The organism is Candidatus Photobacterium acropomis (assembly GCF_030685555.1).
Taxonomy (GTDB): domain Bacteria; phylum Pseudomonadota; class Gammaproteobacteria; order Enterobacterales; family Vibrionaceae; genus Photobacterium; species Photobacterium lucens.
The window spans coordinates 2,923,179-2,938,487 of the sequence record NZ_CP131609.1 but is presented as its reverse complement, the minus strand read 5'-3'; the positions used below and the strand labels follow the sequence as shown (position 1 = coordinate 2,938,487).

General features: G+C 42.0%; 13 protein-coding genes. 10 read left to right on the top strand and 3 right to left on the bottom strand.

Features of this window, described 5'->3' with window-relative positions; all coding sequences use genetic code 11:
• The first annotated feature begins 14 nt into the window (after window positions 1–14).
• The 3 genes from pstA to phoU are packed head-to-tail and all read left to right on the top strand — an operon-like array spanning window position 15 to window position 3,230.
• The gene (pstA, locus tag Q7657_RS20220; RefSeq protein WP_107165547.1) at window positions 15–1,652 is read left to right on the top strand and encodes a phosphate ABC transporter permease PstA; all 1,638 of its coding nucleotides are present in this window, start codon (window positions 15–17) and stop codon (window positions 1,650–1,652) included.
• 39 nt (window positions 1,653–1,691) lie between these two features.
• Window positions 1,692–2,510 (top strand): phosphate ABC transporter ATP-binding protein PstB, encoded by an 819-nt coding sequence (pstB, locus tag Q7657_RS20215; protein WP_107165546.1) that lies wholly within the window; start codon window positions 1,692–1,694, stop codon window positions 2,508–2,510.
• A 12-nt stretch (window positions 2,511–2,522) separates the two neighbouring features.
• Complete coding sequence (gene phoU / locus Q7657_RS20210; protein ID WP_107165545.1) at window positions 2,523–3,230, top strand: phosphate signaling complex protein PhoU; 708 nt, start codon at window positions 2,523–2,525, stop codon at window positions 3,228–3,230.
• A gap of 98 nt (window positions 3,231–3,328) precedes the next feature.
• Here phoU and Q7657_RS20205 read toward each other — a convergent pair whose 3' ends face one another.
• Together Q7657_RS20205 and Q7657_RS20200 are read right to left on the bottom strand one after the other, a co-directional pair.
• Window positions 3,329–4,078, bottom strand: a complete 750-nt coding sequence (locus Q7657_RS20205; RefSeq protein WP_107165544.1) for a copper homeostasis protein CutC — start codon at window positions 4,076–4,078, stop codon at window positions 3,329–3,331.
• Window positions 4,079–4,302: 224 nt separating this feature from the next.
• Window positions 4,303–4,911, bottom strand: a complete 609-nt coding sequence (locus tag Q7657_RS20200) for a peroxiredoxin C (protein ID WP_008987768.1) — start codon at window positions 4,909–4,911, stop codon at window positions 4,303–4,305.
• A 132-nt stretch (window positions 4,912–5,043) separates the two neighbouring features.
• Between Q7657_RS20200 and Q7657_RS20195 the strand changes: the two genes are divergently transcribed.
• From Q7657_RS20195 to aceA, 3 genes are all read left to right on the top strand, one after another.
• Window positions 5,044–5,940: a hydrogen peroxide-inducible genes activator gene (locus Q7657_RS20195; protein WP_008987767.1), complete on the top strand. Its 897-nt coding sequence runs from the start codon at window positions 5,044–5,046 to the stop codon at window positions 5,938–5,940.
• 689 nt (window positions 5,941–6,629) lie between these two features.
• Window positions 6,630–8,243, top strand: a complete 1,614-nt coding sequence (gene aceB, locus Q7657_RS20190) for a malate synthase A (RefSeq protein ID WP_107165543.1) — start codon at window positions 6,630–6,632, stop codon at window positions 8,241–8,243.
• A 132-nt stretch (window positions 8,244–8,375) separates the two neighbouring features.
• On the top strand, window positions 8,376–9,683 hold the full coding sequence (gene aceA, locus Q7657_RS20185; protein ID WP_008987765.1) for an isocitrate lyase: 1,308 nt from the start codon (window positions 8,376–8,378) through the stop codon (window positions 9,681–9,683).
• Between the two features lie 154 nt (window positions 9,684–9,837).
• Here the strand turns inward: aceA and Q7657_RS20180 are convergent, their stop codons facing one another.
• A complete protein-coding gene (locus Q7657_RS20180) occupies window positions 9,838–10,299 on the bottom strand; it encodes a CBS domain-containing protein (protein ID WP_107165542.1) in 462 nt (153 codons plus the stop codon).
• 291 nt (window positions 10,300–10,590) lie between these two features.
• Here Q7657_RS20180 and queA point away from each other — a divergent pair, with 291 nt between their 5' ends.
• From queA to secD, 4 genes are all read left to right on the top strand, one after another.
• Window positions 10,591–11,643: a tRNA preQ1(34) S-adenosylmethionine ribosyltransferase-isomerase QueA gene (gene queA, locus Q7657_RS20175; protein WP_107165541.1), complete on the top strand. Its 1,053-nt coding sequence runs from the start codon at window positions 10,591–10,593 to the stop codon at window positions 11,641–11,643.
• Between the two features lie 288 nt (window positions 11,644–11,931).
• A complete protein-coding gene (tgt, locus tag Q7657_RS20170; protein ID WP_008987761.1) occupies window positions 11,932–13,056 on the top strand; it encodes a tRNA guanosine(34) transglycosylase Tgt in 1,125 nt (374 codons plus the stop codon).
• Between the two features lie 15 nt (window positions 13,057–13,071).
• Window positions 13,072–13,407 (top strand): preprotein translocase subunit YajC, encoded by a 336-nt coding sequence (gene yajC / locus Q7657_RS20165; protein WP_008987760.1) that lies wholly within the window; start codon window positions 13,072–13,074, stop codon window positions 13,405–13,407.
• Window positions 13,408–13,447: 40 nt separating this feature from the next.
• Window positions 13,448–15,301, top strand: a complete 1,854-nt coding sequence (secD, locus tag Q7657_RS20160) for a protein translocase subunit SecD (protein WP_107165540.1) — start codon at window positions 13,448–13,450, stop codon at window positions 15,299–15,301.
• Window positions 15,302–15,309 lie beyond the last annotated feature (8 nt).

Below are 15,309 nucleotides of genomic sequence, written 5' to 3'. Positions count from 1 at the left end.
GACGTGGTACGTTCATGATTAAATGGTTTAAATCAGGCTCGCCTTGGATTTGGGTAACAGCTGGTGCGGTGAGTATCAGTCTTGTTGCCGTATTAGGTTTATTGCTGTTGATTGGCTATAAAGGCTTGAGCTATTTCTGGCCGTCGCCGGTTTATCAATTTGATATTGATGTCGCAGGTAAAACTCAAACCGTGATCGGAGAGCTATACGACAGCAAAGCGATCCCACTTCAGCAGTTGCGTGAAGCGGGTGTGGATGTATCGCAGCTATCTGAGCCTGTTGAGATGCGTTATTTGATCAAAACAGGTAATCGTGAACGTTCAGGTGGTGATTTTATCACTGTGCTTAATAGTCAAATTAAGCAGCAGAAAATTGCTGATAACATCGCTGTTGTTGATCGTGAAACGAACGGTAAGTTTTATGGTTACCCAATGGCGATTATTGCTGATGGCGTCCGTAATAATATGGATTTTTTGCCAGAAGCCTTAGCTGAAGCATCAAGCGTTCGCAAAGAGCTGAAAACATTACAATCGGTAGAGGTAGCTGATGCTAATTGGCATTTAGAAAAACTGCGTCTTGAAAAACGCCAGTTAGCACTGAAAGGCAAGCTAACAGCGGAAGAGCAAAGCCGTATTGAACGTGATGAGCTTAATTACAACACGATCTACAAGAATATAGAGAATCGCTTATTTGCGCTTCAAGCACAGTTAGATAGTGCAAGTTTGTTATTGCGTAATAGCCAAGGTAAAACGATCACTGTACCTATGTCTCAGGTACTTGATATTTGGTATCCCAACAATCTCACCTTTGTTGAGAAATTCCAGCACTGGGGTAGTGAAGTCTATAAGTTTTTAACTGAAGCGCCACGAGAAGCCAACACTGAAGGTGGGGTATTCCCTGCTATTTTTGGTACTGTTTTCATGGTGCTACTAATGAGCGTGATGGTGACGCCATTAGGGGTATTAGCCGCGATTTATCTGCATGAATACGCTGGTAATAATTCATTTACTAAGTTGATCCGAGTGGCGGTGATCAACTTAGCAGGTGTGCCGTCGATTGTTTACGGTGTGTTTGGTTTAGGCTTTTTTGTTTATATGGTCGGGGGCACCATTGATGATGTGTTCTTCTCGGCACAATTACCCACTCCAACTTTTGGTACTCCCGGTATTTTATGGTCAGCTTTAACCCTTGCGATCATGACATTACCCGTGGTGATTGTCTCGACTGAAGAAGGCTTATCGCGTATTCCTAGCTCGATCCGTAATGGTTCGTTAGCGTTAGGCGCAACCCAAGCTGAAACCTTATGGCGAATTGTTCTGCCAATGGCAAGCCCTGCGATTATGACGGGGTTAATCTTAGCGGTTGCTCGTGCGGCAGGGGAAGTAGCACCGTTAATGTTAGTGGGTGTGGTAAAAATGGCGCCGACACTGCCTGTTGATGCGCATTTCCCTTTTGTTCACTTAGATCGTAAGTTTATGCACTTGGGTTATCACATCTATGATGTTGCATTCCAAAGCCCGAACGTAGAGGCAGCAAGACCTTTGGTTTACGCTACCTCGTTTTTATTAGTGACCGTAATTGTCAGCTTGAACTTAACGGCAATTGGGATCCGTAATCATCTACGTGAGAAATTCCGCGCTTTAGAGCAGTAATTTCGTAGTAGATTTTTGATTATTTATAGAGAGAAGATTATGCATTCAGTGACACCATCAATGGGCTTATTTGAGCCTGTCGATCTCTCTTCATTACCAGATGAACAAACCGCTTTATCGATTGAAGGGCTTAACCTGCATTATGGTAAAACACAGGCGTTGTTTGATATCAATATGCGGATCCCTAAAGGTCAGGTGACGGCATTTATCGGCCCTTCAGGCTGTGGCAAATCGACGTTATTAAGCTGTATTAATCGCATGAATGATTTGGTCGAAGGTTGCCATATCGATGGTAAAATCATGCTACATGGTCAGAATATTTATGATCCGAAAGTCGATGTTGCTTCATTACGTCGTCGAGTTGGTATGGTATTTCAACGTCCTAATCCTTTCCCTAAATCCATTTATGAGAATGTGGTGTATGGCTTACGCTTACAAGGGATCAGCGAGAGGCGTATTTTAGATGATGCGGTAGAAAGCGCACTGCGAGCGGCTGCATTATGGGATGAAGTAAAAGATCGCCTACATGAAAACGCCTTTGGTTTATCAGGTGGTCAGCAACAACGTTTAGTGATTGCTCGTGCGATTGCTATTGAACCTGAAATTTTACTGCTTGATGAGCCAACCTCTGCATTGGATCCGATCTCAACATTGACTATTGAAGAGTTGATAAATGATTTAAAGGCCAAATATACCGTTATTATCGTAACGCATAACATGCAACAGGCAGCGCGCGTTTCAGATCAAACAGCCTTTATATATATGGGTGAGCTGGTGGAATATTCGAGCACCAATGATATTTTCACCACCCCGAGAGAAAAACGCACTGAGGATTACATTACAGGGCGCTATGGTTAAGGAAATACCATCATGTTAAACAACATTAGTCTTAGTCGTCATATTTCTGGTCAGTTCAACCATGAGCTAGAAAGTATTCGTACCCATGTATTAGCCATGGGCGGCTTGGTTGAGCAGCAATTGGCTGATGCGTTAAAAGCGCTACATAAACAAGAAGAAACATTAGCGAAGCGAGTGATCCAAGACGATCACAAAGTGAATGCTATGGAAGTGGCGATTGATGAAGCTTGTACGCGCATTATTGCTAAGCGTCAGCCTACGGCCAGTGATTTACGCCTTGTAATTGCGATCATTAAAACCATTACCGATCTTGAACGTATCGGTGATGTGGCAGAAAGCATTGCGAAAGTAGCATTAGGTAACTTCACCACGAAGCAATATAACTTGTTAGCCTCACTTGAATCCTTAGGGCAAAACGCAGTACGAATGCTGCATGAAGTGTTAGATGCTTTTGCACGTATGGACGTTAAAGCTGCGATTGATGTGTACCAAACCGATGATCGTATTGACCGTGAATATGAAGCGATTATTCGTCAGCTAATGACTTATATGAAAGAAGATCCAGATTCCATCCCAAGTGTGATGAAGGTGATGTGGGCGGCACGTTCGATTGAGCGTGTAGGCGATCGTTGTCAGAATATTTGTGAATACATTATCTATTTCGTGCAAGGTAAAGATATTCGCCATACCAACCCAGAAGATATAAAAAATATCTTGTAAGGATCTAGCTTAAAAGCTGTTGCAGTCAAAGAGATTTTAAAGGGCGCATTGATTTTATATAGAGTCACTGCGCCCTTTTATTTTGCTTAATAGTTTGACTACTGTGATAGCTGGTTAAGCTCTAGAGCGACCGCTTTAATCGTTTCAGCACTGGTTACAGGGATCTGGAAATCATCAAGTGCAGCACTTCCCATATGAGCACTTGCTGAGATATTTGTCATCGCACTAGGACGAGTGGTTTTACCTGACAAGTGGACTTCATGAATACCCGTAGCGGTGATCAGCTTACGCACATTGTCGGGATTAACACCTGCACCAGCCATAACACTGAGCCTATTACCGCAGTAATTCACCATCTCTTTTATCATCTTGCTACCAGCAGGAGCATTAGATGCGAGGCCTGAGGTTAGTACTCGTTCGCAGCCGTTGTGCATGATGGTATCAAGTGCTGCAAAGGGCTCAACGCATTGATCGATAGCACGATGAAAAGTCACGCCAAGTCCATTGGCTTCTTTGACTAAGCTTGCCACGATATCTTTATCAATATGACCATCTTCGGTAAGTGCACCAATCACAATCCCTTGTAACTTTGCATTTCGTGCAGCATAGATATCAGCCAGCATGATTTCAACATCTTCACTACTAAATAGAAAATCCCCTTGGCGAGGGCGGATCATGGCATAAACAGGGACTTTTGCATGTTTAGCAGCTAACGCCATAAAGCCAGAGCTTGGCGTTAAGCCACCGAGAGTTAATGAAGAGCAAAGCTCAATACGGGTTGCGCCGCCTTGTTGGGCATAATGCAGGGATTCAATATTATCGATACAGACTTCAAGTTGGATAGACATACTGTTTTATCGCTTAGAAAAGAATGATCAGCAGTGTAGATGATTGCTTTAGAAGGGGCGAATAGCAGGAAGGGGATCTGTGCGGTTGATTATAAATTACAGATAAAAAAAGGGCTCGGTATGCTCCGAGCCTCATTATTCTTTTATTTAAGCTGACTTAATTAGCTTTATTTTTTATTTGCTTCTTGTCAGATAACACCGTTGAGCGTGGTGTTATTAGGTAATTACTTACCTAGGTCTGAAGTGTGCTCAGATAGGTAGTCCGCTACACCTTTAGGTGATGCATCCATACCTGCTTTACCTTCTTCCCACTGTGCAGGACACACTTCACCGTGTTTTTGGTGGAAGTTTAGTGCGTCTACCATGCGTAGCATTTCGTCGATGTTACGGCCTAGTGGTAGGTCGTTAACAACTTGGTGACGTACAAGGCCGTCTTCGTCGATTAGGAAAGAACCACGGAAAGCAACGCCTGCTTCTGGGTGCTCAACGTCGTAAGCTTTACAGATTTCGTGCTTAACGTCAGCAACTAGTGGGTACTTAACTTGACCGATACCGCCGTTTTCAACAGCAGTGTTACGCCATGCGTTGTGAGAAAATTGTGAGTCGATAGAAACACCGATTACTTCAACGCCTTTCGCTTGGAAATCTTCGAAACGCTTGTCAAAAGCGATTAGCTCAGATGGACATACGAAAGTGAAGTCTAGTGGGTAGAAGAAAACTACCGCTTTTTTACCTTTAGTGAATTCTGCAAAGTTGAAGTTATCAACGATTTCGCCGTTACCTAGAACAGCTGCAGCAGTAAAATCTGGTGCTTGACGACCTACTAGTACCATTTTGGTGCTCCTAAAATATTGGGGTTTTGCCAACCTTCTTTGGTTAGCTCCATACTTGGACGAGACAAACTATAGCCAAACTGTTAAATTGAAAAAAGCGGAATAAACAGATTGAAGTAATCGAAAAATACGATGAATAAGTTTCCCTCGTTAAAACAATTGCATTACCTAGTAACTTTATCGGAAACCCGTCACTTTGGCGAAGCGGCAAAAAAGTGTTTTGTGAGCCAATCGACACTTAGTTCAGGGATCCAAAACTTAGAAGATTTATTAGATTGTCAGCTAATTGAGCGTGATAATAAATCATTAGTATTCACCAGTATGGGTGAAGAAGTCGTGGTTCGTTCACGAGAATTGCTTGCACGCAGCCAAGATTTGGTAGAACTATCTCGTTCTTCCGGTGATGGAATGGAAGGGCCGCTACGAGTGGGTTGTATTCCAACTATTGCGCCTTTCTTATTGTGCGATTTAGTCCAAGAAGTTAACCGACTGTATCCAAAACTTAACTTATTACTGCGAGAAGATACGACGACCAATTTATTAGCGGCTTTACGTAACGGTGAGATGGATGTATTGATCCTTGCGTTGCCAGTCGAAATTAATGGTATGAGTAGTAAAGTCGTTGGTCGTGATGCTTTTAAGATGGTGATCAGTAAAAACCAAGCTGAACGTGTATCAGTGCCGTTACGTTATGCTGATTTACCTGATGAGTCGGTTTTTCTATTAGAAAAAGAGCATTGTTTAACCGAGCATGCGGTGTCTGCGTGTCGATTAACGACCAAAGAAAAGATTAACCCTTTTACAGCAACCAGCCTTCATACCTTGGTGCAAATGGTCGCTAATGGGTTAGGAACAACCTTTATCCCACAGATGGCGATTGAGCATGGGATTTTAGATAACCAAAATCTTGTGGTGATTGAGCCACCTGGCCAAGCGGCATTTCGTGAAATTGGCTTAGTATGGCGTCCAACATCAAGTCGCTTAAAGACGTTTGAAAAGTTAGCTGAGATTGTTGAAACGCTACTTTAGTCTAAAGAGTGACTGAATGAATGCGGTTAAAGACCTGAATTATGTGCTGTTGTGATTATTATCAATGATAAAAAATGGCATATTTTCAGGTTTTTTTTATTTAAAATTATCTCAAGTAAAAAAAAGATATAATTTGGACTAAAACTCTGGTTTATAACTATATTTAGATTATTATTCTGTTTGCTTAATTGGCTTTAACATGCTGTTTTGTCGGTTTTTTTTGTTTCGTGAAGAAAACAAAGGATTGTGAATATTATCACTAAGATCTCACACTGTTTAATTCCTTTCTATCTTCCCCTTATTTACCTTAAAAAAATCAAGTAATTATTTTCTAATAATAAAAGTATCGATGTTTAAAACGAAAAATATTACTAATTACTCATTCTTTTATTGTGTAATTAAATTACGTAACTACATACAAAAAGTATCGTTTTTAAAACAAAGTATCTATTCCGAGTTATTTACTGCCTTTTGTTTTAATTTAGTGTTTTGAGTTTTTACTCTTATTTGTTTAAGTCGCTGTTAATATTGGTTTTTGTTGTTTTTTATTATTTTAAAATAGAAGGCGTGGATTTGCTTTTTGCTATATGTTGCTGCAACGTAAAGAACAGGTTAAGCAATAATGCTTATAAAAAGCTCACTACGGCTTATTGATAAAAGTGGTGATTAAGTTACAAGGATGGGGCGTTATGACAGATACAGCCGTTCAATCTAACTACCAAATGAAATTATCATTACAGCAACCGCTTACAGAATCGCAGCGTGAGATTTTATCGGATGACGCATTACTTTTCTTAGAACGTTTGGTTGATCGTTTTGCTGAGCGTATTCCTTTGCTGCTAGAAGATCGTGAACAGCGTCAGCGTCAGATTGATAGAGGTCAATTACCTGACTTTGATCCTGAAACAGAATCTATTCGTCAAGCTGAGTGGAAAATTCAAAATATTCCTCAAGATTTACAAGACCGACGCATGGAAATTACAGGCCCTGTTGATCGCAAGATGGTGATCAATGCGCTTAATGCCAATGTAAAAGTGTTCATGGCTGACTTTGAAGATTCTTTTGCACCAGCATGGAATGAAGTGATCGAAGGACAGCGTAATTTACGAGATGCAGTTAATGGCACCATTGATTATGTTAATCCAGCGAATGGCAAACATTATCAATTAGCCGATGATCCAGCAGTATTGATATGCCGAGTTCGAGGGTTACATTTACCCGAAAAGCATGTGCTGTGGAATGGTAAACCCATTCCAGGGGCGCTATTAGACTTTGCGCTGTACTTTTATCTCAATCAAAAAGCCTTATTAGCTAAAGGCAGTGGTCCATATTTCTATTTACCAAAATTACAGGCATATCGAGAAGCGGCATGGTGGAGTGATGTATTTAGCTATACCGAAGATGAATTTGGATTAGCGCGAGGCACTATCAAAGCCACTGTGTTAATTGAAACACTGCCTGCTGTTTTTGAAATGGATGAGATCTTATTTAACCTAAAAGAGCACATTGTAGGGCTTAATTGTGGTCGTTGGGATTATATCTTTAGCTATATAAAAACCTTACGCCAATATCCAGATCGCATCTTACCTGATCGCCAAGTCGTAACAATGGAAAAGCCTTTTCTTAATGCGTACTCACGCTTGTTAGTTCGCACGTGTCATCGTCGTGGTGCTTTTGCTATGGGAGGGATGGCTGCCTTTATTCCATCTAAAGATCCACAGCGCCAAGCATGGGTATTAAATAAAATTCAAACTGATAAAGCACTTGAGGCAAGCAATGGTCACGATGGTACATGGGTTGCGCATCCAGGACTTGCTGATACCGCATGTGGCGTATTTGATCACGTATTGGGTGATCGTAAAAACCAATTAGATATTACTCGTGATAACGATGCGCCTATTACGGCAAATGAGTTATTAGCGCCTTGTGATGGTGAACGAACAGAAGAGGGAATGCGTCATAATATTCGTGTTGCGGTGCAATACATTGAAGCATGGATCTCTGGTAATGGCTGTGTGCCGATTTACGGATTAATGGAAGATGCTGCAACGGCTGAGATTTCTCGTGCCTCGATTTGGCAATGGATCAAACACAAGCAAGCATTATCAAATGGCAAAGTGGTTACTAAAGCGTTGTTTGAGCAAATGTTAGCTGAAGAAATGTTGGTCTTAAAAGAAGAATTAGGTGATGTTCGCTTTAATCAAGGGCGCTTTGATGAAGCGGCGGAATTGATGGCGAAGCTGACTACCAGTGAAGAGTTAGAAAACTTCTTAACCTTGCATGGTTATGAATATTTGAATTAAGCGCCATAGCGTTTGTGTAACAAAGAGAATCCGAGGTGGTTGAGGGTCGCAGTACCAGATGTATGTTGAAAATTAGTATCAATTAACCGTCATACCAACGGATGAAAGCGGATAGATACGAGGGATACCATTATGACATTAACACGCCAACAGCAAATTGAAGCAATTGAAAAAGACTGGGCGGAAAACCCACGTTGGAAACATGTTAAGCGTACTTATAGTGCGGAAGAAGTCATTAATCTACGCGGTTCGTTTGCTCCAGCTAATACTATTGCTCAGCGTGGTGCTGACAAGTTATGGCAATTAGTTAATGGTGAAGCGAAAAAAGGGTATGTGAATTGTTTGGGCGCATTAACGGGTGGGCAAGCTGTTCAGCAAGCAAAAGCCGGTATTGAAGCGATTTATTTATCAGGCTGGCAAGTGGCAGCAGATAATAATACCGCATCGACTATGTATCCAGATCAGTCGTTGTACCCAGTAGATTCTGTACCTGCTGTAGTAAAACGTATCAATAATTCTTTCCGTCGCGCTGATCAAATTCAATGGGCTAACGGTGGTAACCCAGAAGATGGTGTTGACTATTTCTTACCGATTGTCGCTGATGCGGAAGCGGGTTTTGGTGGCGTACTCAATGCTTATGAGTTAATGCGTAGCATGATTGAAGCAGGTGCTGCTGGTGTTCACTTTGAGGATCAGTTAGCGTCGGTGAAAAAATGTGGTCATATGGGCGGTAAGGTACTTGTGCCTACTCAAGAAGCGGTGCAAAAGTTGGTCGCTGCCCGCTTAGCCGCTGATGTGGCTGGTACAACAACACTCGTGATCGCCCGTACTGACGCCAATGCTGCGGATTTATTAACGTCAGATTGCGACCCATATGATAAAGACTTCATTATTGGTGATCGTACTGCAGAAGGTTTCTACCGTGTCCGTGCTGGCATCGATCAGGCGATTGCTCGTGGCTTAGCATACGCACCATACGCAGATTTAATTTGGTGTGAGACTGCGACTCCATGTTTAGAAGAAGCACGTAAATTTGCAGAAGCGATCCATGCGCAATACCCAGATCAGTTACTGGCTTATAACTGTTCGCCATCGTTTAACTGGGAGAAAAATCTTGATGCTGAAACCATTGCTAAATTTCAGCAAGAGCTTTCAGACATGGGCTATAAGTACCAGTTCATTACCTTAGCGGGTATTCATAATATGTGGTTTAACATGTTTGAATTAGCCCATGCTTACGCGCAAGGTGAGGGGATGCGTCACTACGTTGAGAAAGTACAACGTCCTGAATTTGAGGCTGCAGAGAAAGGCTATACCTTCGTTGCGCATCAGCAAGAAGTGGGAACGGGCTATTTCGATACCATGACTAATACGATTCAAGGCGGTAATTCTTCAGTAACAGCACTGACTGGCTCTACAGAAGAAGATCAATTTAAGTAATTAAGCTGCATCGCAATGAATAATATTTTTAAGATAACGTGTTTACTAACTATCCTAGCAAAGTGTTGTTATCAGCAGTACTTAAGTATGGGCCGCAGCTTTAAATGAGTACTGACTATTACGTTATCATCGGGGAGCATGACGCTCCCCTTTTTTATTCGTCTAACATCTCGAAATCAGACTCAATAGGATCAACTTCTTCCAGTGTTTCTATTAATGTAATCGCAATCGCGACAAAGTCTGAATCTGTGATAATACCGACCAGTTTTTTCTCTTTTACTACAGGTAAACAGCCTATTTTATGTTTTTGCATATACAGTGCGGCTTGTTTTAATCCTGCACGATAATCAACACTCATTACTTTTGTGTTCATTGAATGATCAAGTAAAACATCCAGTGTTGAGGATAGCGGGTTTTCGATAATAGATTTGAGATTTGAATCTTGAGCGGAAAGAATATCACGCTGGCTAACGAGTCCTATCAATTCATTATTATGATCAGTAATAGGAATATGACGAATAGATAAATTCTCCATCATTTCCTTTGCATCCAGCAAAGTATCATTGCGTGATAAGGTTCGAGGTTGGGGTGTCATCATATCAGCAACTGTGAACATATTAACCTCCATGCAAGTGCGGTTAAAACAGCAAATAGACGAGTGATTTGCTTATCTTTTCTTTTCTTTTCTTCAATATATCGAATTGCGTTGCAAAAACGCATGATGAATATCAAATATTTCAATATATTCTATGTGGATATTGCTTGGGTTAAGTGGAAGTGGTGAGCGTTCGTTTTAATGGTTTAGCGAAAATTATCCATTTTAATCGAGTGAAATAACAGTTGGCTTCGCATCTTGGGGGAAGTTAAGTATATAATGCCGGCTTGCTGTGATTTAGGGCGTAATACAATGCAAGTTTCAGATTTTGATTTTGAACTACCAGACGAGTTAATTGCTCGTTATCCTCAACCAGAACGTACCGCAAGCCGTTTACTACAAATGACGGGTAATACGGGTGAATTAGCACATAAATGCTTTAAAGATGTGTTAGATCTTGTGCAACCGGGCGATTTACTTGTATTTAATAATACTCGAGTGATCCCTGCGCGTATGTTTGGGCATAAGGCGTCGGGTGGCAAAATTGAAGTGCTAGTTGAGCGCATGCTTGATGACAAATCTATTTTGGCTCACGTTCGTGCTTCTAAGCCGCCAAAGCCTGGCAATGAATTATTGTTGGGTGAAAATGGTGAATTCTCCGCTGAAATGGTTGCACGTCATGATGCACTGTTTGAAATTCGCTTTAACAGCGATAAAACAGTACTAGAGATCCTTGATATCGTCGGTCACATGCCATTACCGCCTTACATTGATCGTCCTGATGAAGATGCAGATAAAGAGCGTTACCAAACGGTTTATAATGCAAAACCGGGCGCAGTAGCCGCACCAACGGCGGGTTTACACTTTGACGATAAGCTAATGGCTGATCTGAAAGCAAAAGGTGTAAACTTTGCGTTTGTGACCTTGCATGTTGGCGCAGGTACATTCCAGCCTGTACGTGTGGATGACATCAATGATCACCACATGCACTCAGAATATGTTGAAGTACCTGAAGAAGTGGTCGCTGTAGTTAATGAAACGCGTGCTAACGGTGGTCGTGTTATTGCTGTGGGTACAACGTCAGTGCGTTCTTTAGAAAGTGCAGCCCAAGATGCATTAAAGAAAGGTACTGAATTTAAGCCATTCTTTGGTGATACTGATATCTTTATCTTCCCTGGTTATCAGTTCCAGTTAGTGGATGTATTAATTACTAATTTCCACTTACCAGAATCAACCCTAATTATGTTAGTTAGCGCTTTTGCTGGCTATGAAAATACCATGAATGCCTATCATGAAGCAGTGGCAAATAAGTACCGCTTCTTCAGTTATGGTGATTCAATGTTCATTACTCGTAAAGACGCGTAAAACCCGATAGTTTTACGCTTGTTATAACGAGTAAAGATTAAGGCTGCTTTTTGTTACAATTGCAGCCTTTGTTGTGTCTGTGGCTTAGTATAAATTCTGTTATATAACCCAGTCACAGCATGACGTTCTTCCGCTACGCTTTAGTTAATCTTGTAATTAATGTAGCTAAAGCTAAGCTGGCAATCATCATTATCATGATTGTTTATGTGGTTTCTCAGCATGTGCTGGTGGAGCTAGGTCCTGTAATGGGAAATTCGTCAGATTGTTTCTCTGGCTTTTGGAGGTTTTGTGAAATTTGAATTAGATAAAACTCAAGGACGCGCTCGTCGTGGTCGCTTGCAGTTTGAACGCGGTACAGTAGAAACGCCTGCATTCATGCCAGTGGGTACTTACGGTACAGTTAAAGGTATGACGCCTGAGGAAGTGAAAGACACAGGTGCGCAAATCCTGTTAGGTAACACTTTCCACTTATGGCTTCGCCCAGGTCAAGAAGTAATGAAATTACACGGTGATTTACATGACTTCATGCAATGGCAAGGTCCTATTCTTACCGATTCAGGCGGTTTCCAAGTATTTAGCCTTGGTTCTCTACGTAAGATCACTGAAGAAGGTGTTCACTTCCGTAACCCTGTAAACGGTGACAAGATTTTCATGGACGCTGAAAAGTCGATGGAAATTCAAAAAGATCTAGGTTCTGACATCGTAATGATTTTCGACGAGTGTACGCCATACCCAGCGACGCACGAAGAAGCGAAGAAATCGATGGAAATGTCACTACGTTGGGCTAAGCGCAGCCGTAATCACTTCGACAAACTTGAAAACCCAAATGCACTGTTCGGTATTGTTCAAGGTGGTGTTTACGAAGATTTACGTGATGTGTCTGTTGAAGGTCTAACAAATATTGGCTTTGACGGTTACGCAGTTGGTGGCTTAGCAGTAGGTGAGCCAAAAGAAGACATGCACCGTATTCTTGAGCACACATGTCCACAACTTCCAGAAGATAAGCCTCGCTACCTTATGGGCGTAGGTAAACCTGAAGATCTAGTGGAAGGTGTTCGTCGCGGTATTGATATGTTTGACTGTGTAATGCCAACACGTAATGCCCGTAATGGTCACTTATTTGTGACTGGTGGTGTGATCAAGATCCGTAATGCGAAACATAAAACAGACACAACGCCTTTAGATCCGCATTGTGACTGTTACACTTGTCGTAACTATTCAAAAGCGTACCTATATCATCTAGATAAGTGTAATGAAATCTTAGGTGCACGCTTAAATACTATTCATAACTTACGCTACTACCAACGTTTGATGGAAAGTATCCGTAAGTCAATTGAAGAAGATCGTTTCGATGCGTTTGTAGAAGAATTCTACGCTCGTCGAGACCGTGAAGTTCCACCATTAAATGTTTAAACGAGGACGTTATTAATGAGTTTATTTATCTCACAAGCACACGCAGCAGCAGAAGGTGCCCCTCAAGGCGGTAGCATGCAGCTATTCATCATGCTTGGTCTATTCGCTGTTATTTTTTACTTCATGATTTACCGTCCACAAGCTAAGCGTGTGAAAGAGCACAAAGCGCTGATGAGCTCAATGGGCAAAGGCGATGAAGTAATGACTAACGGTGGTCTACTTGGCCGTATCACTAAAGTTTCTGCTGACAGTGATTACATTGTTATTGCGCTAAATAACAATACTGAAGTAACAATCAAGAAAGATTTCGTTACAGCAGTTCTGCCAAAAGGCACTATGCAGTCTCTTTAATTCTGCAAAAATAAAACATTCGCTTTGAAGGATCATAGCAGTGCTTAACCGATACCCCCTATGGAAGAACCTGATGGTGTTGTTCGCACTTATCATTGGTTTGCTTTACGCACTTCCTAACGTGTACGGTGAAGATCCAGCGATTCAAATCACCGGGGCGCGCGGCGCCTCGGTTGATATGAGTGCTCTGGATACCGTTACCGAAGATTTAAAAAAGAACAATATCCCTTACAAGTCAGCTGTTTTTGAAAATGGCTCTGTACTTGTCCGCTTCAATGATACTGATACTCAAATCAGTGCCCGCGATATCCTTAATAGTGAATTAGGTAAAGACTACGTTGTAGCACTAAACCTTGCCGCTTCCACTCCTTCATGGCTTGAATCTATTGGTGCGACACCAATGAAATTAGGTCTGGATTTACGTGGTGGTGTTCACTTCTTAATGGAAGTTGATATGGACGCAGCAATGGAAAAACTTCTTGGTCAGCAAGAAGAAACGTTCCGTACAGAGCTGCGTGAGGAAAAAATTCGCTACCGTGCAATCAGTAAAACGAAAGACAGCGTTCAAGTTCGCCTGCGTGATGAAGCGCAATTAGAACAAGCTGAACTAGCGTTAGAAAAATTGCATCCTGATATGGTGTTCACTACCAGTGAAACAAATGGTCGTTTTGTATTAACGGCTAAATTTACTGAAGAGCGCTTACAGGAAATCCGTAATTATGCTGTTGACCAAAACATCACCATTTTACGTAACCGTGTAAATGAACTAGGTGTGGCAGAACCACTGGTACAGCGTCAAGGCGCAAACCGTATTGTGGTTGAGCTACCGGGTGTTCAAGACACGGCACGTGCAAAAGAAATTTTAGGTGCGACAGCAACTCTTGAGTTCCGTGAAGTAGACAGCAGTGCAGATCTCGCTGCCGCTGCTGCAGGTCGTGTACCTGCTGGTAGTGAAGTGAAGATGACACGTGATGGTCGTCCTGCGGTACTGAAAAAACGTGTGATCCTAGCGGGTTCTCACATTACCGATGCAAGCTCAAGTGCTGATGAATATGGTCGCCCTCAGGTGAACATCTCGCTAGATACCGAAGGTGGTAGCAAGATGACAGCGTTCTCTAAGAACAATGTCGGTAAACTGATGGCAACGGTATTTACTGAGTACAAAGACAGCGGTAAACGTGGTCCTGACGGTAAAGTGATCCTTGAGAAACACGAAGAGGTTATCAACCAAGCAACGATTCAATCGGCACTTGGTCGTAACTTCCGTATCACAGGTATCGACTCACAAGCAGAAGCGCATAACTTGTCGCTATTGCTTCGTGCAGGTGCCCTGATTGCGCCAATCTCAATTGTTGAAGAACGTACTATTGGTCCATCAATGGGTCAGCAAAACATTGATATGGGTGTACAAGCGTGTATCTGGGGTATGGTGGCGGTAATGCTATTTACTCTGCTTTACTACCGTGGCTTTGGTTTGATCGCAAACCTTGCACTAATGATGAACTTGGTATTGATTATTGGTGTTATGTCGATGATCCCAGGGGCTACCATGACCTTACCGGGTATCGCCGGCATTGTATTAACCGTTGGTATGGCTGTTGATGCGAACGTGCTGATCTTTGAACGTATTCGTGAAGAATTACGTGAAGGTCGCAGTCCACAACAAGCTATTCAGCAAGGTTATGGCAATGCATTTAGCACCATTGCTGATGCGAATATCACTACCTTGATTACAGCAATTATTTTATTTGCTGTAGGTACAGGTGCGATCAAAGGTTTTGCCGTGACATTATCGATTGGTATTTTGACTTCGATGTTCACAGCGATTGTTGGTACTCGTGCCGTAGTTAACTTGATCTACGGCGGTAAACGCGTAGATAAGTTGTCGATTTAAGAGGACGC